This is a genomic window from Kitasatospora sp. NPDC001119 (genome assembly GCF_053598475.1).
In genome coordinates this window covers 413,438-436,537 of the sequence record NZ_JBSFKI010000001.1, presented here as the reverse complement: position 1 = coordinate 436,537, position 23,100 = coordinate 413,438, and the positions used below count along the sequence as shown (strand labels likewise).

General features: G+C 73.6%; 21 protein-coding genes. 9 read left to right on the top strand and 12 right to left on the bottom strand.

Annotation, left to right across the window (positions count from 1 at the left end; all coding sequences use genetic code 11):
• Window positions 1-13: 13 nt before the first annotated feature.
• Window positions 14-472: an Lrp/AsnC family transcriptional regulator gene (locus ACWDD9_RS02040; protein WP_049652743.1), complete on the bottom strand. Its 459-nt coding sequence runs from the start codon at window positions 470-472 to the stop codon at window positions 14-16.
• Window positions 473-700: 228 nt separating this feature from the next.
• On the opposite strand from ACWDD9_RS02040, the gene ACWDD9_RS02035 reads away from it, so the two are divergent.
• From ACWDD9_RS02035 to ACWDD9_RS02025, 3 genes are read left to right on the top strand one after another with little or no spacing between them, the layout of a single operon-like run.
• Window positions 701-1,330 carry a LysE family translocator gene (locus ACWDD9_RS02035; RefSeq protein WP_449810569.1) on the top strand — a complete coding sequence of 210 codons (630 nt, stop codon included), beginning with the start codon at window positions 701-703 and terminating at the stop codon, window positions 1,328-1,330.
• A 22-nt stretch (window positions 1,331-1,352) separates the two neighbouring features.
• Window positions 1,353-2,828: a CoA transferase gene (locus tag ACWDD9_RS02030; RefSeq protein WP_449810568.1), complete on the top strand. Its 1,476-nt coding sequence runs from the start codon at window positions 1,353-1,355 to the stop codon at window positions 2,826-2,828.
• A gap of 46 nt (window positions 2,829-2,874) precedes the next feature.
• Window positions 2,875-3,510 carry a DUF6461 domain-containing protein gene (locus ACWDD9_RS02025; protein WP_449810567.1) on the top strand — a complete coding sequence of 212 codons (636 nt, stop codon included), beginning with the start codon at window positions 2,875-2,877 and terminating at the stop codon, window positions 3,508-3,510.
• Window positions 3,511-3,631: 121 nt separating this feature from the next.
• Here the strand turns inward: ACWDD9_RS02025 and ACWDD9_RS02020 are convergent, their stop codons facing one another.
• Complete coding sequence (locus ACWDD9_RS02020; RefSeq protein ID WP_049652737.1) at window positions 3,632-4,231, bottom strand: HdeD family acid-resistance protein; 600 nt, start codon at window positions 4,229-4,231, stop codon at window positions 3,632-3,634.
• Between the two features lie 173 nt (window positions 4,232-4,404).
• Here ACWDD9_RS02020 and ACWDD9_RS02015 point away from each other — a divergent pair, with 173 nt between their 5' ends.
• The gene (locus ACWDD9_RS02015; protein WP_449810566.1) at window positions 4,405-6,324 is read left to right on the top strand and encodes an NAD-binding protein; all 1,920 of its coding nucleotides are present in this window, start codon (window positions 4,405-4,407) and stop codon (window positions 6,322-6,324) included.
• A 113-nt stretch (window positions 6,325-6,437) separates the two neighbouring features.
• Here the strand turns inward: ACWDD9_RS02015 and ACWDD9_RS02010 are convergent, their stop codons facing one another.
• The 5 genes from ACWDD9_RS02010 to ACWDD9_RS01990 all read right to left on the bottom strand — a co-directional run bounded on the left by ACWDD9_RS02010 (window position 6,438) and on the right by ACWDD9_RS01990 (window position 12,941).
• Window positions 6,438-7,223, bottom strand: a complete 786-nt coding sequence (locus ACWDD9_RS02010) for an enoyl-CoA hydratase (protein WP_380737525.1) — start codon at window positions 7,221-7,223, stop codon at window positions 6,438-6,440.
• Between the two features lie 189 nt (window positions 7,224-7,412).
• On the bottom strand, window positions 7,413-10,139 hold the full coding sequence (aceE, locus tag ACWDD9_RS02005; protein ID WP_449810565.1) for a pyruvate dehydrogenase (acetyl-transferring), homodimeric type: 2,727 nt from the start codon (window positions 10,137-10,139) through the stop codon (window positions 7,413-7,415).
• Between the two features lie 193 nt (window positions 10,140-10,332).
• Window positions 10,333-10,998, bottom strand: coding sequence for a GntR family transcriptional regulator (locus tag ACWDD9_RS02000; protein ID WP_049652728.1), 666 nt, complete (start codon window positions 10,996-10,998; stop codon window positions 10,333-10,335).
• A gap of 43 nt (window positions 10,999-11,041) precedes the next feature.
• Entirely contained in the window at window positions 11,042-12,139 is a 1,098-nt protein-coding gene (locus ACWDD9_RS01995) for an enoyl-CoA hydratase/isomerase family protein (protein WP_449810564.1), read from the bottom strand.
• Window positions 12,140-12,287: 148 nt separating this feature from the next.
• Window positions 12,288-12,941 (bottom strand): TetR/AcrR family transcriptional regulator, encoded by a 654-nt coding sequence (locus tag ACWDD9_RS01990; RefSeq protein WP_449810563.1) that lies wholly within the window; start codon window positions 12,939-12,941, stop codon window positions 12,288-12,290.
• Between the two features lie 101 nt (window positions 12,942-13,042).
• Here ACWDD9_RS01990 and ACWDD9_RS01985 point away from each other — a divergent pair, with 101 nt between their 5' ends.
• On the top strand, window positions 13,043-13,813 hold the full coding sequence (locus ACWDD9_RS01985) for an SDR family oxidoreductase (RefSeq protein ID WP_380737517.1): 771 nt from the start codon (window positions 13,043-13,045) through the stop codon (window positions 13,811-13,813).
• A gap of 90 nt (window positions 13,814-13,903) precedes the next feature.
• On the opposite strand, the gene fahA is transcribed toward ACWDD9_RS01985, so the two are convergent.
• The 5 genes from fahA to ACWDD9_RS01960 form a co-directional block, all read right to left on the bottom strand.
• The gene (gene fahA / locus ACWDD9_RS01980) at window positions 13,904-15,127 is read right to left on the bottom strand and encodes a fumarylacetoacetase (RefSeq protein WP_449810562.1); all 1,224 of its coding nucleotides are present in this window, start codon (window positions 15,125-15,127) and stop codon (window positions 13,904-13,906) included.
• On the bottom strand, window positions 15,124-16,035 hold the full coding sequence (locus tag ACWDD9_RS01975) for a hypothetical protein (RefSeq protein WP_449810561.1): 912 nt from the start codon (window positions 16,033-16,035) through the stop codon (window positions 15,124-15,126). The genes fahA and ACWDD9_RS01975 overlap by 4 nt, the downstream gene beginning before the upstream one ends.
• Window positions 16,032-17,234, bottom strand: a complete 1,203-nt coding sequence (locus ACWDD9_RS01970) for a homogentisate 1,2-dioxygenase (RefSeq protein WP_049659946.1) — start codon at window positions 17,232-17,234, stop codon at window positions 16,032-16,034. The genes ACWDD9_RS01975 and ACWDD9_RS01970 overlap by 4 nt, the downstream gene beginning before the upstream one ends.
• Window positions 17,235-17,374: 140 nt before the next feature.
• Window positions 17,375-18,589, bottom strand: a complete 1,215-nt coding sequence (gene hppD, locus ACWDD9_RS01965) for a 4-hydroxyphenylpyruvate dioxygenase (RefSeq protein ID WP_049659944.1) — start codon at window positions 18,587-18,589, stop codon at window positions 17,375-17,377.
• 229 nt (window positions 18,590-18,818) lie between these two features.
• Complete coding sequence (locus ACWDD9_RS01960) at window positions 18,819-20,183, bottom strand: phosphoribosyltransferase family protein (RefSeq protein WP_449810560.1); 1,365 nt, start codon at window positions 20,181-20,183, stop codon at window positions 18,819-18,821.
• 341 nt (window positions 20,184-20,524) lie between these two features.
• Here ACWDD9_RS01960 and ACWDD9_RS01955 point away from each other — a divergent pair, with 341 nt between their 5' ends.
• From ACWDD9_RS01955 to ACWDD9_RS01940, 4 genes are all read left to right on the top strand, one after another.
• Window positions 20,525-20,920 carry a hypothetical protein gene (locus tag ACWDD9_RS01955; protein ID WP_449810559.1) on the top strand — a complete coding sequence of 132 codons (396 nt, stop codon included), beginning with the start codon at window positions 20,525-20,527 and terminating at the stop codon, window positions 20,918-20,920.
• A complete protein-coding gene (locus ACWDD9_RS01950) occupies window positions 20,917-21,327 on the top strand; it encodes a hypothetical protein (RefSeq protein WP_449810558.1) in 411 nt (136 codons plus the stop codon). The genes ACWDD9_RS01955 and ACWDD9_RS01950 overlap by 4 nt, the downstream gene beginning before the upstream one ends.
• A 46-nt stretch (window positions 21,328-21,373) precedes the next feature.
• Window positions 21,374-22,039 (top strand): hypothetical protein, encoded by a 666-nt coding sequence (locus ACWDD9_RS01945; RefSeq protein WP_449810557.1) that lies wholly within the window; start codon window positions 21,374-21,376, stop codon window positions 22,037-22,039.
• A 201-nt stretch (window positions 22,040-22,240) separates the two neighbouring features.
• On the top strand, window positions 22,241-22,951 hold the full coding sequence (locus tag ACWDD9_RS01940) for a response regulator (protein ID WP_234348413.1): 711 nt from the start codon (window positions 22,241-22,243) through the stop codon (window positions 22,949-22,951).
• Window positions 22,952-23,100 lie beyond the last annotated feature (149 nt).

Genomic DNA, 23,100 nt, shown 5'->3' with positions numbered 1-23,100 from the left:
CCCGGTTCGCACCCTACCCGCCGACCGGCAGCCCCCGGTCGGCCTTCACCTGCTTCATCGTCAGGTGCGAGTTGACCTGCGCGATGCCCGGCAGGCCGGAGAGCACGTCGGTGATGAAGCGTTCGTACGCGGCGATGTCGGCCACCGCGATCCGCAGCAGGTAGTCGGGCTCGCCGAACAGCCGGTGGGCCTCCACCACTTCCGGCAGCTCGGCCACCCGGCGCTCGAACTCGGCGACCGTCACCTGGTCCTCGTGACGCATGGTGATCGTCACGAAGGGCTGGAACCCGCGCCCGACCGCCGCTCCGTCCAGCACCGCCCGGTAGCCGCGGATCACACCGTCCTGCTCCAGTTGACGCACCCGGCGCAGGCAGGGGGACGGGGTGAGGTCCACCCGGGAGGCCAGCTCGGCATTGGTCAGGCGCCCGTCCTGCTGGAGCTCGCGGAGGATTCTGCGGTCGATTCGGTCCATGGCGCAACATTCTGCCAAAACGCTGCTCCGACCAGCATGAAGTCGCCATCGCGTGCCAGCCCGATCCGGCTACCTTCAGTGACCGAACCCGCTGCCGGGTCACTCCGGCAGATCCCCGGGGCACCCCGGCAGGCCGCTGGAACAACCTCCGGCCGATCGCCGGAACGACCCCCGGCCGATCCCGCCGGGCCCACACCGCGACGAGCACGACAGGCCACGCCCACGCCCATGGACACCCACGCCCTCCTCCTCTTCCTCGGAGTCGACCTCCTGCTGGTCTGCACCCCGGGCCCCGACTGGCTCTACATCGCCGCCCGCGGCCTCGGTCAGGGACGCCGCGCCGCGCTGATCGCGGTCGGCGGGGTCTGCGCCGGGTACGCCGTCCACACGCTGCTCTCCAGCGCCGGACTGGCCGCCGCGCTGCGCGCCGTCCCGGCCGCCCTGCCCGTGCTGCGCCTCACCGGCGCCGCGTACCTGCTGGTGCTGGCCGTCATGATGCTGCTGGCGCTGCGCAAGAGCGGGGGCGCCGCCGCCCTCGCCGCGCCCAAGCCGCAGCCCACCGCGACGGTGCTGCGCCAGAGCATGCTGACCGCGCTGCTCAACCCCAAGGGGCTGCTGCTCTACCTGTCCCTGGTGCCGCAGTTCGTCGACCCGGCCGCCGCCCTGCCGGTCGGCGGCCAGGTGCTCGCGCTCGGCTCGCTCAACGTGCTGGCCTGCGCGGTGGTGTACGGGCTGGTCGCGTACGCCAGTGGGCGGCTCGGCGGTCGGTTCGGCGGCACCCCGCAGGCGGCCCGCCGGATGACCATGGTCTCGGCGGTGCTGTTGATGCTGGTGGCGGGCGTCACAGCGAGCGCCTGAGAACGGGAGCACAATGCCGGGCATGACCGAGCGCCCGTTGCCAGAAGGAACCACCGCGGCCACTGGAACCACCGGAACCACGGCAGCCGCCGGAGCCGTCGACCGCCCGACCGCCCACGCCTGGGCCGCTCTCGGCGGACCGCCCGAGCTGCTGGAGCGGGTGACCTTCCACGGCCCGGAGGACGTCCTGCCCTCCGGGCTGCCGGTGCGCCGGCTCGCCCGGGCCACCGTGGCGGTCTGTTCACTGGCCGCCGCCGAGCTCGCGTCCCACCGCGCCGGAGGCTCGGCGCCCCTGGCCGCGTCCGTCCCCGCCGTCCGGGTGGACCAGGGGGCCGTCGCCACCGCCTTCGTCAGTGAGCGGCACCTGACGGTCGACGGCCGCGCGCCCGTCAACTTCGCCCCGCACTCCGGCTTCTGGCGTACCGCCGACGGCTGGGTGCGCACCCACGCCAACTACCCGCACCACCGGACCCGGCTGCTCTCCGCCCTCGGCCTCGCCGCGGACGCCGGGCCCGAGCAGCTCGCCGAGGTGCTCGGCAGGCTGCCGGCCGAGCGGATCCAGGAGCGTGCGTACGCGGCGGGAGCGCTCGCGGTGGCCGTCGTGCCGGTGAGCAGCGTCGTGCACCCCCTCGTGGAGCACCTGGAGGTCGGCGCCGCCGCCGGAACCGCGCCGGTCCGCCCGCTCGGCCAGGCCCCGGTGGACCGGCCCGCCGCCGGGATCCGGGTCCTCGACCTCAGCCGCGTGATCGCCGGACCGGTGGCCACCCGTACCCTCGCCCTGCTCGGCGCCGACGTCCTGCGGGTCGACTCGCCCCGGCTGCCCGAGGCCGACGACGCCCACGCCGACACCGGTTTCGGCAAGCGCTCCACCCGCCTCGACCTCGCCGAGCCCGCCGACCGCGCCGTCTTCGACGGCCTGCTCGCCACCGCCGACGTCGTCGTCTCCGCGTACCGCCCCGGCTCCCTCGACGCCCACGGCCTCGGCCCCGACGCGCTGTTCGCCCGTCGCCCGGACCTGATCCTCGCCCAGCTCTGCGCCTGGGGTTGGACCGGCCCCTGGGCCGGGCGGCGCGGCTTCGACAGCCTGGTCCAGGCGGGTGTCGGCATCGCCGCCCACGAGGCCGCCCCCGAGACCGGATCCGCCACCGGCGGCCGCCCCGGCGTGCTGCCCGCCCAGGCCCTCGACCACGGCACCGGCTACCTCGTCGCCGCCGCCGTGCTGCGCTCCCTCACCGACCAGCGCACCCGCCGCCCCGGCGGCCGCCACCTGCGCTTCTCCCTCGCCGGCACGGCCTCCTGGCTGCTGCACGGCATCGAACCGGAGACGCCGCGGGGAGGCCCGTCCGAGCCCTACGACCCCGCCCGCCGGCTGGCCGAGGTCGACTCCCCGTACGGGCGGCTGCGCCACGCCCTGCCGCCGATCGGGTACGAGGGGGCGCCCGCCGACTGGTCGCGCCCGCCGGGGCGTTGGGGAACGGACGAGCCGGTCTGGCTCTGACGGCCTCGGGCGGGCGCTGTCCGAGGCGTCTGGCAGCATCGCCGTCATGACCGCACACGCCACGGACTACACCTGGTTCACCCGGTGCTACCCCGTCCTGGGGGAGGCCTGCTGCCTCACCCAGGTGCAGGGGCTCGAGGCCGGTGAACTGCTGCGCCGCTTCAACGCCCTGCCGGGGACGGGTGCCGTCGGGCTGGAGGGGGTGGTGGCCCGCTGGAGCTCCTACACGAACGGGGCCGACGCCGAGGCCAGGGAGCTGTTCGACCCCGCCGAGGACCGGTTGCTCGTCGCCGTCACCGAACTCGACGGCTGGGCACTCGCGGTGGAGCCCTTCGGCTACCTCGGCATCCTGGAGAAGGAGATCCTCCGGCTCGCCGAGGGCACCCGGCTGGTCTCGCACTACCGCAACGCCCTGGGGGCCGACCACTTCCACTGGTGGGAGCACGGCATCCAGCGGCTGCACTTCGAGCCGCTCTTCCCCGACCAGCGGGACGGCACGGACGCCGAGGCGCCCGGCATCCCCGAGCTGCTGACCGCCTGCGGCTTCGAGCTGGAGACGGAGGCGTACGACCTGTGCGGCGAAGCCGCGTTCGCGCTCGCCGAGCGGCTGACCGACGTCCGGCTCGACCCGGAACGGCTGGAGGCCGCGACCTTCCGGATCGGCTACGCCCCGCGTCCGTGAGCCGTTTCGCGTCCGTGAGCCGTGCCGTGCCCGTGAGCCGCTCCGCGTCCGTGAGCCGTTCCGCCCAGCGCTGAGGCCGCGCCCCGGCGGGACGCGGCCTCGGTGCACCGGACGGCTGTTGTCAGACCCCGGACGGGATCTGCTTGGCCCGGCTGCGGACCTGGAGCGCCGTCACGATCTCGACCAGGCCCAGGATCACCAGCCAGCACCCGGACAGTACGGCCAGCGCGGTGATCGACCCGACCGGCCACACCATCAGCAGCACACCGGCCAGGGTGTTGGCCACGCCCGCGAAGGCCTGCCAGCCCCGGGCGGGCATCATCGGGTCGGAGATCGCGGCGGCGAGCTGGGTGATGCCGCGGAACAGCCAGCCGATCCCGATCCAGAGCGCGAGCAGCAGCAGCGACTGCACCGCACTGCGGAAGCAGAGCAGTCCCAGCAGCACGCAGATCGCGCCGCTGATGAAGGCCAGCACCCGCAGTGCGGTGGTGGAGTGGGTGCCGAACGCGGCGATCAGCTGCACGATGCCGATCACCAGCAGGTAGAGGCCGAACAGCACGCCCACCACCAGGAGCGTCTCCCGGGGCCAGGCGAAGACCACGATCCCGAGGGCGAGCGAGGCGAGTCCGGCGACCAGCAGGACCTGCCAGGCGGCCTTGGCGAGCAGTCCGAGCGGACCCTGGACCGGGGTGCCGTCGGGGGTGATGATCGGAGGGGCCACGGTGGCGTACTCCTCGGGGCTGACGCCGGGGCGGCCGGCTGACGGGCAGGGAACGAACCCCAGCCTCTCCGCGCCACGGCCGGACCGCGCGTCGGATACGGCCGTTCGGGGGATTCGCCGCGGTCGCCGGAACGTCACCCTCCGGACACTTGCCGTCGATACCATCCGTCGGTATGACTTCTGAAGGGTGGGGGACCCCTCCGGTCGAGCCGATCAGCCAGCACTACATCGTCTGCGGGGGCAACGCGCTGGCACACCGACTGGTCCTGGAACTCGTCGAGCACTACGAGGTCCCGGTCGTCGTCCTGGTCGCCGACCGGACCCGCGACCACGCGCCGCAGATCGAGCAACTCTCCGGCGTGGCGGCGGTCGTGGAGTACGCCAGCGTCACCGAGGAGGCGCTGCGCGCGGTGTCCATCGGCACCGCGCGCGGCCTCGCCCTGGTCGAGGGGAGCGACCAGGAGAACATCCACGCCGCGCTCAGCGCGCAGAACCACAACCCGGACATCCGCATCGTGTTCCGGATGTTCAACCAGCGGCTCGGCGAGAACATCGAACGGCTGCTCAGGAACGGTGCCGCGCTCTCCGGCTCCGCCACCGCCGCCCCGGCCTTCGCCTCCGCGGCGCTCGGGCGGCCCAACTCGGTGGAGATCGAAGGGCGTTACCTGCACATCGCGTTCGACGACGACATCACCTCCGACCGGATCTGCGTGGTCGCCGACCAGATCGACCGGCAGGACCTCGGCAGGATCCGGCTGCTGCCCGAGCAGCAGGGAGACTCGGCCGAATTCGTCCGGCTCGCCGCCGAGTTCGGCGACCAGGGGCCGATCCGCCCCGGTGGCGTACGGCCCGAACCGGCGCCGTCGGCCGAACCGGAGCCTTCGGCCGAACCGGCGCCGGCGGCCGAACCGGAGCCTTCGGCCGGGCCGATGCCGCCGGCCGGTCCGGTGCCGTCGCCCGGCCCCGCCCCGGAGGGGGAAGCGGGCGGCCGGGCGGCGCTCCAGGTGCTGCGGATCGAGCCCCGGGAACCGATCGACTGGATGAGACGGCTGCGCTGGCGGCTGCTCGACACCATGCGCTTCTTCACCAGCGCCCGGATGCGCCTGGTGCTGCTCACCGCCCTCGCGGCGGTGCTGCTGGCCTTCGGCGTGCTCTGGTACCTCAACCGGAACTTCGGCTGGACCGTCTACATCGCGCTGCTCGACCTGGCCGGCGCCGCCCAGCCGGACCAGCTCTCCGACGTCGCCGCCGGGACGGGGGCGGGCACCGGCGGGTTCTGGCAGCGGGTCGCGCAGGTGGTGATCACCATCTGCGGGATCACCTTCGCGCCGGTCGCCACCGCGATCGCGGTCGAGGTGCTGGGCTCCGGGCGGCGCGGGCAGCCGCGCAACCCCGGGGCGGGCACCCGGGACCACGTGATCGTCGTCGGCCTCGGCAACGTCGGCACCCGGGTCGCGACCCAGCTGCACACCATGGGCGTGCCGGTGGTCTGCATGGAGCGGGACCCGCAGGCGCGCGGCATCGCCGCCGTACGGGCACTGGGGATCCCGGTGGTGATGGGCGACGGCCCGTTCGAACAGCAGCTGCGCCGGGCCCGGCTGAAGCACAGCAGGGCGCTGGTCGCGGTCAGCGGGGACGACGCCACCAACCTGGAGGCGGCCCTGGAGGCGCGCCACGGGAATCCCGAGGTCCGGGTGGTGGTGCGGCTGTTCGAGGACGACTTCGCGAGTCACTTCTACAAGACGCTGGACAACGCGGCCTCCCGGTCGGTGTCCTACCTGGCCGCGCCCGCCTTCGCGGCGGCGCTGATGGGGCGCGAGGTGCGCGGGACGCTGTCGGTGCTCCGGCACGTGCTGCTGATCGCCGAGCTGACGGTGGAGGACGGCAGCGGGCTGATCGGGCTGAACCGGCACGACCTGGAGGACCCGGGCGGCGTCCGGGTGATCGCGGTGCGCTTCGCCCACGGCGGACAGCTGCAGTGGAACTTCCCCGACCGCACCCGGCGGCTGGCCCCGGGCGACCAGATCGTGGTCGCCGCCACCCGCAGCGGGCTCGCCCGGCTGAACACGGTGGCGGTGGAGGAGCAGGGCTGAGCGGGGCTGTCCTCGGACAGGGTTCAGCTGACAGATTTCAGATTTCAACATCTGAAATCTGAAATCTGTCAGCTGTTATCCGTCGGCCGTCAGTTGTCAGCCGTCCTCGGCCGTCAGCGGTTCTGGAACTCCGGCGGGCGCTTCTCGGCGAAGGCCGTCATGCCCTCCTTCTGGTCCGCCGTGGCGAAGGCCGCGTGGAAGAGCCGGCGCTCGAAGCGGACGCCCTCGGCGAGCGTCGTCTCGAAGGCGCGGTTGACGCTCTCCTTCATCATGATCGCGGCCGGGGCGGACATCGCCGCGATCGTCTCGGCGGTGGCCAGCGCCTCGGACAGCAGCTGGTCGGCGGGGACGATCCGGGAGACCAGCCCGGCCCGCTCGGCCTCCTCGGCGCCCATCATCCGACCGGTCAGGCACAGCTCCATGGCCTTCGCCTTGCCGACCGCCCGGGTCAGCCGCTGCGAGCCGCCGATGCCCGGGATCACGCCGAGCTTGATCTCCGGCTGCCCAAACTTCGCGGTGTCCGCCGCCAGCAGGACGTCGCACAGCATGGCCAACTCGCAGCCGCCGCCCAGCGCGAACCCGGCGACCGCCGCGATCACCGGCTTGCGCAGGGCGCCGAGCCGGTCCCACGGGCCCAGCCAGTCGTCCAGGTAGACGTCCGGGAACCGGTTGCCCTGCATCTCCTTGATGTCGGCGCCGGCCGCGAAGGCCTTCTCCGAGCCGGTGATCACCAGACAGCCGACCTCCGGGTCCCGGTCGAAGGCGGTCGCGGCGGCGACCACCTCGTTCATCAGCTGGGTGTTCAGCGCGTTGAGCGCCTTGGGCCGGTTGAGCGTGATCAGCCCCACCCGGCCCTTGCGCTCGACCAGGATCGTCTCGTAGGTCTCGGTCTCGGTCATCGCCGTCGACTCCCATTTCCGCTGCTCGGCGCCCGTGGGAGCGCCCTGACCACCCAACGATCTACGACGCGCCCCGCCTCGCGCCAGTCTTGGTATGCGAGACGCCGGTCACCAGGGGACGGAGGCGGCGGCGGGGCGGTCGGACGGAGGCGGCGGGACGGAGTGCCGGCCGGACGGACGCCGGGCCGGTCAGAAGCGGACGCCGTAGCGCTCCGCCGCCTGCCGTACGGTCTCCGCCTTCACCTCGCCCCGGCGGGCCAGCGCGGCCAGCGCCGCGACCGTCACCGACTCGGCGTCCACCCCGAAGTGCCGCCGCGCCGCCGCCCGGCTGTCCGAGAGGCCGAAGCCGTCGGTGCCCAGCGAGGTCCAGTCCTGCTCCACCCACGGGCGGATCTGGTCCGGCACCGCGCGCATCCAGTCGCTGACCGCCAGCACCGGCCCGGGTGCCCCGGCCAGCGCCCTGGTCACGTACGGGACGCGGGCCGCCGCGCCGGTACCGGCCGCGGCCTGCGCCAGGTTGGCCGCGTCGCAGTCCAGCGCCTCGCGGCGCAGCTCCGTCCAGGAGGGTGCGGACCAGACGTCGGCCGCCACGCCCCACTCCTCGCCGAGCAGCCGCTGCGCCGTCAGGGCCCACTGCACGGCGGTGCCGGAGGCGAGCAGTTGGAGCCGCGGCGGGTCGGCGGGCAGGTCGACGGCCGGGGTGGCGGACGACGCGGCGGCGTCCGCCGTGCGGTAGCGGTAGAGGCCGCGCAGGATGCCGTCCACGACCTCCTCGCCGTCCGGGAGCGCGGGCTGCACCAGCGGCTCGTTGTAGACGGTGAGGTAGTAGAACACGTCCTCGCCGTGGGGGTGTTGCTCGCTGCCGCCGTACATCCGGCGCAGGCCCTCGCGGATGATCACGGCCACCTCGTAGCCGAACGCCGGGTCGTAGGAGAGCGCGGCCGGGTTGGTGGAGGCGATCAACTGGGAGTGGCCGTCGGCGTGTTGGAGGCCCTCGCCGGTCATGGTGGTGCGGCCGGCGGTGGCGCCGACCAGGAAGCCGCGGCCCAACTGGTCGGCCATCGCCCACATCTGGTCGGCGGTGCGCTGCCAGCCGAACATCGAGTAGAAGATGTAGAACGGGACGACCGGCTCGCCGTGGGTCGCGTACGAGGTCGCGGCGGCGGTCAGCGAGGCCATCGAACCGGCTTCGGTGATGCCCTCGTTGAGGATCTGGCCGGTCGTCGACTCCTTGTAGTGGAGCAGCTGGTCGCGGTCGACCGGGTCGTAGGTCTGCCCGAGCGGGGAGTAGATCCCGGCGGTCGGGAAGAGCGACTCCATGCCGAAGGTGCGGGCCTCATCCGGGACGATCGGCACCCAGCGGTGGCCGGTCGCCTTGTCCCGCAGCAGGTCCTTGATCAGCCGGACGAAGGCCATGGTGGTGGCGATCTCCTGGCTGCCGGAGCCCTTGAACAGCGTCTCGAAGGGCTTCGCGGGCGGGGCCGGCAGCGGGGTGAAGCGCACCCGGCGGGCGGGCGCCGGCCCGCCCAGTGCGGCGCGGCGCTCGCGCAGGTAGCGGGCCTCCGGCGAGTCCGGGCCGGGGTGCGCGTACGGGGGTAGCGGGTCGTTCAACGCAGCGTCCGGAATGGGGAGTTCGAGCAGGTCGCGCATGGCCCGGAACTCGGCTCCGGAGAGCTTCTTCATCTGGTGGTTGGCGTTGCGGGACTCGAAGCCGGGGCCGAGCGTCCAGCCCTTGACGGTCTGCACCAGCACCACGGTGGGCGCGCCCCGGTGTTCCAGCGCCGCGCGGTAGGCCGCGTACACCTTGCGCGGCTCGTGGCCGCCCCGGGAGGTGGCGACCGTCTCGATCAGCCGCCGGTCGTCCACGGTGTCGGCGAGCGCCCGCAGTTCGGGCGAGCTGTGGAAGAGGTGCTCGCGGACGTACCCGGCGTCCGAGGCGGCGTAGGTCTGGAACTGCCCGTCCGGCACCTCGCCGAGCCGGCGGACCAGTGCGCCCGTGGTGTCGCGGGCCAGCAGTTCGTCCCAGGCCTCGCCCCACAGCGACTTGACCACGTTCCAGCCGGCCGCGCGGAAGCGGCGTTCCAGCTCCTGCACGATCTTGCCGTTGCCGCGCACCGGCCCGTCCAGGCGCTGCAGGTTGCAGTTGACGACGAAGGTGAGGTTGTCCAGGCCCTCCCGGGCGGCCAGCGCGAGCGCGGCGGTGGACTCGGGCTCGTCCATCTCGCCGTCGCCGAGGAAGGCCCACACGTGCGAGCCGGAGGTGTCCTTGATCCCGCGCGCGGTCAGGTAGCGGTTGAACCGGGCCTGGTGGATCGCCGAGAGCGGCCCGAGGCCCATCGAGACGGTCGGGAACTCCCAGAACCAGGGCAGCCGGCGCGGGTGCGGGTAGGAGGGCAGGCCGTCGCCGCCGGCCTCCTGGCGGAAGCGGTCCAGCTGGGCCTCGGAGACCCGGCCCTCCAGGAACGCGCGGGCGTAGACGCCGGGGGCGGCGTGGCCCTGCACGTACAGCTGGTCGCCGGAGCCGTCGGCCTCCTTGCCGCGGAAGAAGTGCTGGAAGCCGACCTCGTACAGCCAGGCGGCGGAGGCGTAGGTGGCCATGTGCCCGCCCAGGCCGCCGCGGTGGTTGCCCCTGGTCACCATGGCGGCGGCGTTCCAGCGGTTCCAGGCGGTGATCCGGCGCTCCATCTCCTCGTCGCCGGGGAACTCCGGTTCGGCGGCGGTGGGGATGGTGTTGACGTACGGGGTGTCCAGCAGCGGAGGGACGTCGAGCCGCTGCAGCTCGGCGTGCTCGACGAGGCGGCGCAGCAGGTGGGCGGCGCGGTTCGGTCCGCCGAAGTCGCGGGCGGCGTCGAGGGACGCGCGCCACTCCGCGATCTCCTCGGGGTCGTGGTCGGGAAGCTGGTCGAGCTGGGACACGGGTGGTTCCCCTTTACCGGTGCGCTTCAGGGTGCTTATTCCAGGATGCGGAATAGCATTTCTCTCCATGGAACTATTTGGACGGTAGAGAGCGATCGGGCGGTCCGTCAACCGCTACTGGCGGGTAGTTTGAGCGATGATCGATCATCTCTATACGAACTTTATGCGGAAGGGCAACCCCGGCCCGAGCGGCTCAGTCGGAGTGCCGGGCGTACTCCAGGACGTGCTCGGCCAGCAGCCGGCCGACCGCCGGGTCCTGCCGCCGGAAGGCCTCGATCAGCGGCCGGTGGTCGGCGGCGTTCTCGTGCAGCTCCGGCCGGACCCGGTGCAGCGACAGCACCGTCCACACCTCGACCCCGAGGCCCTCCCAGGCCCGCAGCAGCGTCCCGTTGCCGGAGGCGGCGACGATCTCGCGGTGGAAGGCCACCCCGTGCCGGGCCTGGCCGAGGGCGTCGCCCGCCGCCGCGGCCGCCGCCATCCGCTCGGCGTGCCGCTCCAGCGCGGTGGTGTCCCCGGCGAGCCGGACCACCGCCGACTCGGCGGCCAGCCGCTCCAGCGCGGCCCGCACCTGGTAGACCTCGCGCAGCTCGGCCGGGCCGATCTCGCGCACCCGCACGCCCCGGTTGGGCTCGGCGTCGAGCAGCCCGAGGGTCTGGAGCGCGCGCAGCGCCTCGCGGACCGGCGCCTGGCTGACGTTCAACTCGGCGGCCAGGCGCCGCTCGACGATCCGGTCCCCGGGCTGCCAGCGGCCGTTCAGCAGGCCCTCCAGCAGCAGCCCGCGCACCTGCTCGCCCAGCGGCACCCGGGACAGCGGGTCGGTGCCCCCGGCCGGAGTCGGCGGCGGGACCGGGTGGTTCATGGCGGGCTCCAGGTGTGCCGTGAAAGTGGGGAAGGGGTGGGGCTCAGGCCAGGCCCAGTTCGTCGCCCTCGCGCGGGGCGAGGAAGCGGGCGACGTCCGCCTCCGTCACCTCGGCGAGCGTGCCGGGCTTCCACCGGGGGTTGCGGTCCTTGTCGATCACCTGTGCGCGGACGCCCTCGACCATGTCGTGGCCCTCCAGCGCGGCGCAGGAGATCCGGTACTCCTGGTCGAGCACGGCCTCCAGCGAGGGGAGCGTACGGGCGCGGCGCAGCGCGGCCAGGGTGGTCTTCACGGCGGTGGGGGAGTTCGCCAGGACGGCCTCGGCGGCCTCCTTCGCCTCCGGGACACCGGAGTTCAGCAGCCGGTCGACGATCTCCTCGACCGTGTCGGCCGCGTAGCAGGCGTCGATCCAGGGGCGCTGGGCGGCCAGTGCGGCGGGCGGCGCGGGCTCGGCGTGCGCGGCGACGACGGCCGCGACGGCGGAGGCGACGGCGGTGGTGCCGGCGGTGGTGGTGCTGTCGGGCGCCGTGGCGGTGCTTCGGCCCAGGGCGTCGAGCAGGTCCGGGATGCGCCGCGAGGGCACGAAGTGGTCCGCGAACCCGCACAGCAGGGCGTCGCCCGGGCCCATCGAGGCCGCGCTGAGCCCGAGGTGGGTGCCCAACTCGCCCGGGGCGTGGGCGAGCAGCCGACTGCCGCCGACGTCCGGGGCGATCCCGATCCGGGTCTCGGGCATCGCGACGGTGGACCGCTCGGTGACGATCCGCACCGCGCCGTGGGCGGACACGCCGACGCCGCCGCCCATGGTGATGCCGTCCATGACCGCGACGTACGGCTTCGGGTAGCGGGCGATCAGCGCGTTCAGCCGGTACTCGTCGCGGAAGAACGCCCGGGTGCCGGCCCCGCCCGCCTTGGCGTCGTCGTGCATCGCGCGGATGTCGCCGCCCGCGCACAGGCCGCGCTCGCCCGCGCCGGTCAGCACGACGACGCGTATCCGGTCGTCCGCGGCCCAGCCGTCCAGGGTGGCGCGCAGGGCGGTGACCATGCCGTGGGTCAGCGAGTTGAGCGCCCGGGGGCGGTTCAGCACGAGCCGTCCGACGCCGCCGTCCAGGAACGCCTGGACCTCCGCCACCTCTGCGTTCATCGGGCCCGCTCCCGTTCCTCGGTGCTGTCGTCGGCGATGCCGATTCCCGCCGTCCACCGTACCGGGGCGGGCGCCCGTTGTGATCACTCGCCCGGCGATCATGTTTCCGACGGGCGCTCCAGGGGCGCTCCGCGGTGCGCGGGAGGCGCTACGGCCAGGCGCGCAGGGCGAGTTCGGCGGTGCGGGCCAGGTCGGCGGGGGTGGCGCCGTCGCGGGCCTGCTGGGACATGCCCTGGAGTACCGCACCGAAGTAGCCGGCCAGCCCCTTCGGGTCGGCCTCCGGCGGCAGTTCGCCGTCCTGCTGTGCCCGGCGCAGCCGCTCCTCGAAGTTGCGCAGGTTCCCGTTGCGTCGTTCGCGCAGCTGGTCCTGGATGACGGCGTCCTGCGGGGTCACATTGGTGGCGGCGGAGATCACCAGGCAGCCGGCCGGATGCGACGGGTCGGCGTAGACGGCGGCGGCCTCGCGCAGGATGCGGGCGAAGGCGCCGTACGCGGTGGGCTCCTCTGCCAGCGCGATGGCCGCGAACTCGCCGGCGGGGGAGTGGCCGTACTGGCGGACCACCTCCTCGAACAGCGACCGCTTGTCGCCGAAGGCCGCGTACAGGCTGCCGGGGCGGATGCCCATGGCGGTGGTGAGGTCGGTGACGGAGGTGGCCTCGTAGCCGTGCTGCCAGAACAGCCGGGTGGCCGCGGCCAGGGCCTCGGCGCGGTCGAAGGCCGGCGGGCGTCCGCGACGGGGAGTGCGCGGCGGGCCGGTGGGCCCGTCCGGGGATGCCGTTGTCGCCGCGTGCGCCTCTGTCATGCGCTGAATTTTAGAGCACTCACTCAAGAAGTGTGTGCTAGCGTATTTTTTGAGCGATCGCTCAAGAAATACGTTGAGTGCAAGCAGGAGGGGGCTCGGACATGGGCGCGGACAGGCTTCAGGGCAAGACGGCACTGGTCACGGGGGGCAGCAGGGGGATCGGCCGGGCCATCGCCCGCCGGCTCGGGCGGGACGGCGCCACCGTCGCCGTCGGCTACGCCCGCGATGCGGTGGCGGCGGAGGAGGTGGTGGCGGGCATTCGGGCGGACGGCGGGCGGGCCTTCGCGCTGCCCGCCGCGCTCGGGCGGCACGGCGATGCCGTCGCGCTGTGGGAGGCCTTCGACGCGCGGATAGGCGAGTACGCGCCGGCCGGGGGCGTCGACATCATCGTGAACAACGCCGGGATCGGGCGCAGCTCCGACCTCGCCGGCCTGACCGAGGAGGAGTTCGACGAGGTCTTCGCGGTCAACGTCCGCGCACCGTTCTTCATCGTCAAGCACGGGCTGGAGCGACTGCGTGACGGCGGCCGGATCATCAACATCTCCAGCGGCCTGGCCCGGCTCGCCATGCCGGAGATCATGGCCTACGGCGCCACCAAGGGTGCGCTGGACACCTTCTCGCTCAACCTCGCCCAGCAGCTCGGGCCGCGCGGGATCACCGTCAACTCCGTGGCGCCCGGGATCATCGACACCGACCTCAATGCGGAGTTCCTGGGCGATCCGGAGGCGCGGGCCTGGGCGGCCTCGGTCGCCGCGCTCGGCCGGGTCGGGGCGCCGGAGGACATCGCGGACGTCGTCGCCTTCATCGCCTCGGACGACGCGCGGTGGATGACGGGGCGCGTGGTCGACGCCACCGGCGGCTCGCGGCTGTAGGCGGGAGCCGCCGGCGGTGGGCTGACAGATAACAGCTGATGAAATCTGTCAGCTGTTATCTGTCATCCGTCATCCGTCGGTCGTGGGCCCTCAGCCCCGCACGCGCCCGGTGACCTCGCCGAACCCGATCACGGCGCCGTCCGGCCCGGGCGCCGTGGCGGTGATGGTCACCTCGTCGCCGTCCTCGAGGAACGTCCGGGTCGTCCCGTCCGGGAGCTTCAGCGGCTCCTCGCCGTTCCAGGTCAGCTCGATCAGCGCGCCCCGGGTGTCCCGCTCCGGCCCGCTGACCGTCCCCGAGGCGAACAGGTCGCCGGTGCGCAGCGAGGCGCCGTTGACCGTCATGTGGGTCAGCTGCTGCTGCGCCGTCCAGTACATGGTGGCGAACGGCGGCCGGGAGACCTGGTGCCCGTTCAGCCGGACTTCCATCGCCAGGTCCAGGCCCCACGGCTCGCCGCCCCGGTCGTCCAGGTACGCCAGCGGCTCGACGTCGCGCTCCGGCGGCGTGACCCGGGCGTGCTCCAGGGCGTCCAGCGGCACGATCCACGGCGAGATGGAGGTCGCGAAGGACTTGCCGAGGAACGGGCCGAGCGGCACGTACTCCCAGGCCTGGATGTCGCGCGCCGACCAGTCGTTGAGCAGGCAGACGCCGAACACGTGCTCGCGGAAGTCGTCCAGCGCGACCGGCCGGCCCAGCTCCGACGGCGTGCCGACGACGAAGCCGACCTCGGCCTCGATGTCGAGCCGGCGCGACGGCCCGAAGGTCGGCGCGGCGTCGGCGGGCGCCTTGCGCTGCCCGGACGGCCGCACCACCGGCGTGCCGGAGACCACGACCGTGCCCGCCCGCCCGTGGTAACCGATCGGCAGGTGCTTCCAGTTGGGGGTGAGCGGCTCCGAGCCCGGGCGGAAGATCCGGCCCAGGTTGGTGGCGTGGTGCTCGGAGGCGTAGAAGTCGACGTAGTCGGCGACCTCGAACGGCAGGTGCAGCTCCACCTCGTCGGCCGGCAGCAGCGCCGGCGGCAGGGCCTCGCGGAAGGACTCGTCGGTGAGCCAGGTGGTGAGGTCCGCCCGCACCCGGCTCCAGACCGGGCGCCCCGCCGCCATCAGCGGGTTGAGCGAGTCCGCGTCCAGCAGCACCGACGGCGCTCCGGCCGCGCGGGCGGCCGCCCCGGCGTCCAGCACGAAGTCCCCGACGCGCACGCCGATCCGGCGCCGCCCGGGCTGGTCGGCGGCGGTGAAGACGCCGTACGGCAGGTTGTGCACGCCGAACGGCGAGTCCTGGGCGCTGGCGAGCCAGCTGCTGGGGGTGGTGCTCAACGGTCCTCCTGGTGCAGTGGACTGGGCGACGACAGCAGGCCGAGCGCGGCCAGGTCACCCAGGGGCTCGGCGATGCTACAGGTGCCGAACGCGGTGAACGAGTTGCGGATCACCACGATCTGACGGTCAGTCAGTGCGCGTGCCGCCTTGGCCAGCACCTCGCCGTCGCGTTCCGCCAGCACCGCCGCGGCGGCGGCCCGGTCGGTCTCCTGCGCGGCCAGCAGCACGTTCAGGAAGCCGTGGTGCTCGAAGCCGGTCTCCGGATCGGTGTGCCGGACGGCGTTGTGCAGCCCGGCCGTGCACTTGTACGGCAGTCCGCGCTGCGCGCAGCCGGTGAGGAAGGCGGCCAGTTCGTCCTCGTCCGGGAAGGCCTCGGCGACCAGCCCGCCGGTGCGGAACTTCGCCCGGTACGGGCTGTCCACCAGCACGTCCAGGACGGCGTCCAGCCCGTCCCCGCGCAGCAGTTCGCGCGGGAGTTCGACGGCGGCGGGGACGTCCGGCGGCAGCAGCCGGTCCAGCGCGGCCACCGCCTCGGCGGCGTCCCGGGTGGCCAGCTCGACGCCGGCCAGCTCGAACGGTGCGGCGGCGGCGAGCGCCGGGGCGAGCTCGATGCTGCCCCCCGGCAGCACCAGCCCGACCTTGAGCGGCCGGTCGCCCGCCACCGCCGAGTCGTCCGCCCCCACTGAGCCCGGAGCCGCGCCGGCCGAGACCGCCGCGGCCAGCTCGCCCAGTCGGCCGGCCCCGCAGAGGAAGGGCCCGACCGCCTCGGCGTACCAGGCCGCACGGTGCGCCCGGTGCGCGGGCACCGCCTCGGCGACCGGCAGGTTCCCGGGCGGGAACACCGCCGCGTCGTCGAACAGTCCGCGGAACAGCTCGGGGATCACACCCCCCGAAGGAAGTGCGTTCATCGCCCGGGCCCCCGACCGGCCCAGGTCCAGGCGTAGTTGGCGTCCTCAGTGGCCCGGCCGCCCTCGCCGAGTTCCAGCGGGCGGAAGGTGTCCACCATGACGGCCAGCTCGTCGAAGAACTCCGCGCCGATGCTGCGCTCGTACGCCCCCGGCTGCGGCCCGTGGGTGTGCCCGCCCGGGTGCAGCGAGATCGAGCCCTGGCCGATGCCGGAGCCCTTGCGGGCCGCGTAGTCGCCGCCGCAGTAGAACATGACCTCGTCGCTGTCCACGTTGGCGTGGTAGTACGGCACCGGGATCGCCAGCGGGTGGTAGTCCACCTTGCGCGGGACGAAGTTGCAGATCACGAAGCCGTTGCCCTCGAAGACCTGGTGGGCCGGCGGCGGCTGGTGGATCCGGCCGGTGATCGGCTCGAAGTCCTTGATGTTGAACGCGTACGGGTACAGGCAGCCGTCCCAGCCGACCACGTCGAACGGGTGGTGCGGCACGGTGTAGCGGGTGCCCGCGATCCCGTTCGGGCCGCGGTGCTTGACCAGCACGTCGACGTCCCCGGGGGCGTCCACGACCAGCGGGCCGACCGGTCCGCGGAAGTCCCGCTCGCAGTACGGCGCGTGCTCCAGCAGCTGCCCGTACTTGGACAGGTAGCGCTTGACCGGGGTGATGTGGCTGTTCGCCTCGATGCAGTACGCGCGCAGCGGCTCGTCCCCGGCCGGCACCCAGCGGTGGGTGGTGGCACGGGGGATGACCACGTAGTCGCCCTGCCCGACCTCGATCGAGCCGAACACCGTCTCGACCGTGCCGGAGCCGGACTCCACGTACACGCACTCGTCGCCGAGCCCGTTGCGGTAGAGCTCGCTCGGGGCCCCGGCGGCGACGTACGAGATCCGCACGTCGCCGTTGCCGAGGACGAGCCGGCGGCTGCCGACGACGTCCGCGGACTTCCAGTCCTGGTCCGCGAACAGCTCGTGCAGCTTGAGGTGGCGGGGGAGGAGGGGGTGGTTGGGCACCGTGGACTGGTCCGGCAGCTCCCACGGCACCGCGTTGACCACCGCCGAGGGGATGCCCCGGTGGTAGAGCAGTGAGGAGTCCGAGGAGAACCCCTCCTCGCCCATCAACTCCTCGTAGTACAGCCCGCCTTCGGGGGTGCGGTGCTGGGTGTGCCGCTTGGGCGGGATGCTTCCCAGCTGCCGGTAGTACGCCATCTCCGTGGTCCTCCTCGACCGTTCGGCAGAGATCCGTTCGTCAGAGCCTGCCAGAGCCTGTCAGGGCCCGGACAGACCCTTGTCAGGGTCCGTCCGGGCTTCTGCAGAGCTCGTTGGGGCCCGTCAGAGCCCTCGGACGCTCACAGGTTGCCGCGTCGGTCCTGCTCGCGCTCGATGGACTCGAAGAGCGCCTTGAAGTTGCCCTTGCCGAAGCCGAGCGAACCGTGCCGCTCGATGAACTCGTAGAAGACGGTGGGGCGGTCGCCGATCGGCTTGGTGAAGATCTGCAGCAGGTAGCCGTCCTCGTCGCGGTCGACCAGGATGCCGCGCTTCTTCAGCTCCTCGACCGGCACCCGGACCTTGCCGATCCGCGCGCGCAGCTCCGGGTCGTCGTAGTAGGAGTCCGGGGTGGAGAGGAACTCCACGCCGCGCGCCCGCAGCACGTCCACGGTGGTGAGGATGTCGTTGGTGGCGAGCGCCATGTGCTGGCAGCCGGGGCCGGTGTAGAACTCCAGGTACTCGTCGATCTGGGACTTCTTCTTGGCGATGGCCGGCTCGTTGAGCGGGAACTTCACCCGGTGGTTGCCACTGGCGACGACCTTGGACATCAGCGCGGAGTAGTCGGTGGCGATGTCGTCGCCGACGAACTCGGCCATGTTCACGAAGCCCATGACGCGGTTGTAGAACGCCACCCACTCGTCCATCCGGCCCAGTTCGACGTTGCCGACGGCGTGGTCGAGGGCCTGGAAGAGGCGCTTGGGCGAGCCCTCCGGGTGGGTGACCCGGCTCTCCGCGACGACGTAGCCCGGCAGGTACGGGCCGTGGTAGCGGGAGCGGTCGATCAGGGTGTGGCGGGTCTCGCCGTAGGTGGCGATGGCCGCGCGGCGCACGGTGCCGTTCTCGTCCGAGACGTCGTTCGGCTCCTCCAGCACGGTGGCGCCGGTCGCGCGGGCGTGCTCGATGCACTTGTCGACGTCCGGGACCTCCAGGGCGAGGTCGACGACGCCGTCGCCGTGGCGGCGGTGGTGGTCCAGCAGCGGGCTGTCCGGCTGGACGCCGCCCTTGATCACGAAGCGGCAGGAGCCGGAGCGGAGCACGTACGCCTTGCGGTCGCGGCGGCCGGTCTCCGGGCCGGAGTAGGCGACCAGCTCCATGCCGAAGACGACCTGGTAGAACTGCGCCGTCTGGGTGGCGTTGCCGACCACGAAGACGACCGCGTCCTGGGCCGTCACCGGGAAGGGGTCGGCGGCGGCGTCGTGCTCGACGAGGCCGACGAGGCGGCGCAGCTGGTCGGCGTCAAGACCGGCCTCGCGCTCCTCGGGGGTCAACTCAAGGGCGTGGGACTGCGGGGTCATCGCTCGTTCCTCCACTTCGGGCCTCGCCGTCGAGGCTTCCGCTGGATCGCGACCGCACCGAACGGGTGGGCGGTGTGGTTGCGGAGAGCTTGCTCCTGTCGGGGTGGTTGGGCAACAGGTCGGATTTTGACTGCTCAATGTGTACAAGCTGATCAGAAATTCCCGCTGTCAGCTGCGCAAAATGCGCTGCTCACCGGGGGTGAAGCACGAGGTCTGCGCAATGGGACGGTCACGCGCTCCCGGGGCCGACGGGGCGCGGGAGGTGGCGGAGGAACCAGTCCGCGGCCAGCTCGGCGACCCGGTCCAGGGTCCCCGGCTCCTCGAACAGGTGGCTCGCGTGCGGCACCACCGCGAGCCCGGTCTCGCAGCGCAGTCGGCTCCGGGCCCGCCGGTTGAGGTCGAGCACGGTGGGGTCCAGCGACCCGACCACGAGCAGCGTCGGGGCGCGGACCCGGGTCAGGGTGTCGGGCGCGGCGAGGTCCGGGCGACCGCCCCGGGAGACCACGGCGCGCACCGCCGGGCCCAGTTCGGCGGCGGTGTGCAGCGCGGCCGCGGCGCCGGTGCTGGCACCGAACAGGCCGAGCGGCAGGCCCCGGGTCTCGGGCACGGTGGCGTCCGGGCCGCCCTCCGCCGGGCCCAGCCGCCGGGCGACGGCCGTCAGCCGGCCGCCCAGCAGCGCCACGTCGAACACGTTCCGCCGGTCGGGCTCCTCGGCCTCGGTGAGCAGGTCGAACAGCAGCGTGGCCAGCCCGGTGCGGTTCAGGTACTCGGCGACGTGCCGGTTGCGCGGGCTGTGCCGACCGCTGCCGCTGCCGTGTGCGAAGACGACGACGCCGCGCGCGCCGGCCGGGACGGTCAGCCGGCCCGCGAGGCGGACCCCGGCGACGGGCAGCGGCAGCTCCCGGTCGACCCCGGCGGAGGCCCCGGGCGGGTCGCCACGGGCGGCCTCGGCCAGCAGCCGCAGCACCTCCTCGTCCTCGGTCTGCGAGAAGTCGGCGTAGAACTCGCCGATCGCGTAGAACGGGGACGGCGTGTCGACGCAGACCAGTTCGTCGGCGACCTCGTCGAGACGCTCGGCCCAGTCCGCGGGCGCGACCGGCACCGCGAGCACCACCCGCGCCGCGCCGCGCTCCCGGACGATCCGGCAGGCCGCCCGGGCGGTGGACCCGGTGGCGATGCCGTCGTCCACCACGACCACCGTCCGTCCGCGCAGGTCGGCGGGCGGCCGGTCACCCCGGTAGCGGCGGGCCCGGCGCGCCAGCTCGGCGCGCTCGCGCCGTTCCACCTCGGCCAGTTGGCCGTCCGTGACCGAGGAGAACCGGATCACCTGCTCGTTCAGCACCCGGACGCCGTCCTCGCCGATCGCCCCCATGCCCAGCTCGGGCTGGTACGGCACGCCGAGCTTGCGGATCACGCAGATGTCCAGCGGTGCGCCGAGCGCCGCGGCGACCTCGGCGGCCACCGGCACGCCGCCCCTCGGCAGCGCCACGATCACGGTGTCGGGGCCGGCCAGGTGGCCGAGCCGGGCGGCCAGCCGACGGCCCGCCTCGGTGCGGTCGGCGAAGCGGGTGAAGTGGGTTCCGGTGACGTGCATGACACGGCCTCCGGTTCCACCGTACGTCGTTCCGGGCGGCTCGGGGCGGTCGCGGACGGGGGCTCCCGGGGTGCGTGCGGAGGGCGGTGCGAGGGATCGGGAGCCGCGACCGGACCGGGGGCGCGACCAGGGCGCGACCAGGGCGGGACCAGGGCAGGACCCTGGCGCGACCGGGGCGGGACCGGAGCGGGATCCGGCCGGGACGGGGCCGGGATCCCGGGTGGGATCGGGTCGGGAGCCGGACGGGACGACACCCCCGTGTGGTCGGGACAACGGGCGGCGCACGGTGGATCACAGAGGCGGACCGCAGCGCCCGCCCGCGACCGGAAGGAGCGCCCGTCATGTCGGGCACCGTGATCACCGACCTGCGCCGCCGAGGCGCCGTCGACCCCGGCCGCCTGCTCGCCGGACCGCTGCGCGGCGTCGGCCTGCAACGGCTCGACCCGGGACGGCGCACCGAGGTGGCCGCCGACGGCGTCGAGCACGCGCTCTACGTCACCGCCGGCTCCGGTCTCGCCGAACTGCCCGAGGGCGCCGTGCACCCGAACCAGCCGGACCACCAGGACCGCCAGGACCATCCGGAGCGTGCCGAGGCCGGCCTGCCGCTGGTCGAGGGCACCGCGATCGTGCTGCCGCTCGGCTCGCGGACCGTGCTGACCGCCGGCACGGCCGGACTGGAGTACTTCCACGCCGTCCTCGCCGTCCCGCCCTCCTCCGAAGAAGGTGACCCCAGGTGATCGTCACCACCGACACCGGCGCGGCCATGGTCGTCATCGGCCCGAACGGCGAGCGGGTACGGATCCGCTCCCTCGCCCGGCGCCCGATGCTCGCCAGCGCCTGCGAGACCTTCGACCACCTGCGGCTGAGCCCCGGCGCCCACCACGTGCTCGTGGGCCGACCCGACACCGAGACCGTCCTGCACGTGCTGCGCGGAGCCGCCGTCGTCGGTCAACTCTCCGACGAGACCGACCACTTGGCCTCCGTGGGGGACCTGCTGATGGCCCACCGCGGCCGCACGCTGCACCTCGAAGCCGGACCGCTCGGCGCGGAACTGCTCTGCCTGACCCTCGCCGTCCCCCGGCACACCGCCGGCGCCCGGGCCGCCCCGGCCCGCCGCCGAGCCACCCGCCGCGACCGGCCCTGACCGGCCCCGACGGGTCCTGCCAGTCCTCGATCCGAGGAGACCCCTCGTGATACTCGTCCCCGCTGCCGTCCCCCGCACCGCACCCGCGTTCCAGCGGCTGATCGACCCCGAGCAGCGGCCGGCCGTCCGCGCCGGACTCACCGTCGAGGCGTTGCCGCCGGGCGTCCGGGTCGAGCAACTCCCTTACGAATCCGTCGAATCGGTGACGGTGGTGCTCTCCGGTCGGCTGCTCGCGGCCGGCCGGATCCTCTCCCCGGGCGAGGCGCTGCACCACCGGCCCGGCACCTCCTACCGGCTCATCGCCGTCCGCGGCGCGCCGACCGCCGTGCTCACCGTCCGTCCCACCCCGCCCCGGGTCGTCATCCCGGCCCAGCGGTCGGGCTCCGCACCCGCCCCGAGCTGGCGGCAGGTGGAGGTGGGCACCGTACGGCTCGACCCGGTCGGTGTCTGCGGACCGTACGCGGACCGGGCCGCCGACGCCTTCCTGGTGGTCCTCTCCGGAGCCTCCTCCTTCCTCGGCGAGCTCGGTGAAGTGCCGCTGCTCCCCGGCGACTTGGTCTACGTCCGGGCGGGGGAGCGGTACGGCCTCCGGGCCGGCCGCCGCGGACCGGTCACCGCCGTTCTGGGCCGCGTCGGCACCCCCGGCGCCGCCCTGGGGCCGGAGTGGGACAGCAGGCCCATGCGCTCGGGGCAGGCCGATCCGCAGGGGTGAGGGCGCGAGGCCGGGAGGCCGCGGTGAGATGACAGTCGACAGCTGACAGAGTTCAAAATCTGTCAGCTGTCGACTGCCATCTGTTATCCGTCTGCCGCCCGTCCATCGCCGTCGGGTGCGGCGGGCGGCGGGCCGACACGCGGAGGGCTTCACGCGCACGTCACGGAAAGTCACGCGATCGCCGCTGATAGTGTCGGCCGGGTGGATGAAGAACAGCCGGTGGAACCTGCGGACCCGGCCGGAGACCCGCCCGTCCGTGTGCTGATCGTCGACGACCACCCCCTGTTCCGGGAGGGGCTCAAGGCGGCACTGGAGAGCGCTGAGGGCGTCCTCGTGGTCGCCGAGGCCGAGCGGGTCGCCGACGTTCCGGGGGCGGTCGCCCGGCACCACCCCGACGTGGTGATCATGGACCTCTCGCTGCCCGACGGCTCCGGACTGGAGGCCGTCCGGCAGCTCGCCACCCGGGAGGCGCCGCCGCCGGTGCTGATGCTGACCATGTCGGACGACGACGGGAACCTGCTCGCCGCCCTCCAGGCGGGCGCGCGCGGCTACCTGGTCAAGGGGGCCGGGCGGGAGGAGGTGCTGCACGCGGTGCGGACGGTCGCGACGGGCGGCGCGGTGTTCGGCGGCGAGGTGGCCGGGAGGATCACCGCCCTGCTGGCCGGGGCGAGGATGCGGGAGGCGGGGCAGCTCTTCCCCGAACTCACCGCCCGCGAGGCCGAGGTGCTGGGCCTGGTCGCGCGCGGGCTGGACAACCGGCGGATCGCCCGGGAGCTGGTGGTCGCGGAGAAGACCGTCCGCAACCACATCACCCACATCTTCGAGAAGCTGCACGTCGCCACGCGCGCCGAGGCGGTCGCCCGGGCCCGCGACATGGGCCTCGGCGACGGCCGGACCTCCCCGGAGCGGTGAACCGGAGCGGTGAACCGAGGGGCGCACCGGGGCGGTGAACCGAGGGGCGCACCGGGGCGGTGAACCGAGGGGCGAACGGGGAAGGTGAACGCGGGCGGTGGGCCGGAGAAGTGAACCGGGGGTGCCGGCCCGCCGACCGGCACCCCCGG

Excerpts from the sequence above, each read along its gene's own strand:
- ACWDD9_RS01960 (WP_449810560.1), bottom strand. The coding sequence starts at position 20,183 with ATGCACGTCACCGGAACCCACTTCACCCGCTTCGCCGACCGCACCGAG.
- ACWDD9_RS02030 (WP_449810568.1), top strand. The coding sequence starts at position 1,353 with ATGACCGAGCGCCCGTTGCCAGAAGGAACCACCGCGGCCACTGGAACC.
- ACWDD9_RS02000 (WP_049652728.1), bottom strand. The coding sequence starts at position 10,998 with ATGAACCACCCGGTCCCGCCGCCGACTCCGGCCGGGGGCACCGACCCG.
- ACWDD9_RS01955 (WP_449810559.1), top strand. The coding sequence starts at position 20,525 with ATGTCGGGCACCGTGATCACCGACCTGCGCCGCCGAGGCGCCGTCGAC.
- ACWDD9_RS01995 (WP_449810564.1), bottom strand. The coding sequence starts at position 12,139 with ATGAACGCAGAGGTGGCGGAGGTCCAGGCGTTCCTGGACGGCGGCGTC.
- ACWDD9_RS02015 (WP_449810566.1), top strand. The coding sequence starts at position 4,405 with ATGACTTCTGAAGGGTGGGGGACCCCTCCGGTCGAGCCGATCAGCCAG.
- ACWDD9_RS02040 (WP_049652743.1), bottom strand. The coding sequence starts at position 472 with ATGGACCGAATCGACCGCAGAATCCTCCGCGAGCTCCAGCAGGACGGG.
- ACWDD9_RS01985 (WP_380737517.1), top strand. The coding sequence starts at position 13,043 with ATGGGCGCGGACAGGCTTCAGGGCAAGACGGCACTGGTCACGGGGGGC.
- ACWDD9_RS01975 (WP_449810561.1), bottom strand. The coding sequence starts at position 16,035 with ATGAACGCACTTCCTTCGGGGGGTGTGATCCCCGAGCTGTTCCGCGGA.
- ACWDD9_RS02025 (WP_449810567.1), top strand. The coding sequence starts at position 2,875 with ATGACCGCACACGCCACGGACTACACCTGGTTCACCCGGTGCTACCCC.
- ACWDD9_RS02035 (WP_449810569.1), top strand. The coding sequence starts at position 701 with ATGGACACCCACGCCCTCCTCCTCTTCCTCGGAGTCGACCTCCTGCTG.
- ACWDD9_RS01970 (WP_049659946.1), bottom strand. The coding sequence starts at position 17,234 with ATGGCGTACTACCGGCAGCTGGGAAGCATCCCGCCCAAGCGGCACACC.
- ACWDD9_RS02010 (WP_380737525.1), bottom strand. The coding sequence starts at position 7,223 with ATGACCGAGACCGAGACCTACGAGACGATCCTGGTCGAGCGCAAGGGC.
- hppD (WP_049659944.1), bottom strand. The coding sequence starts at position 18,589 with ATGACCCCGCAGTCCCACGCCCTTGAGTTGACCCCCGAGGAGCGCGAG.
- ACWDD9_RS01990 (WP_449810563.1), bottom strand. The coding sequence starts at position 12,941 with ATGACAGAGGCGCACGCGGCGACAACGGCATCCCCGGACGGGCCCACC.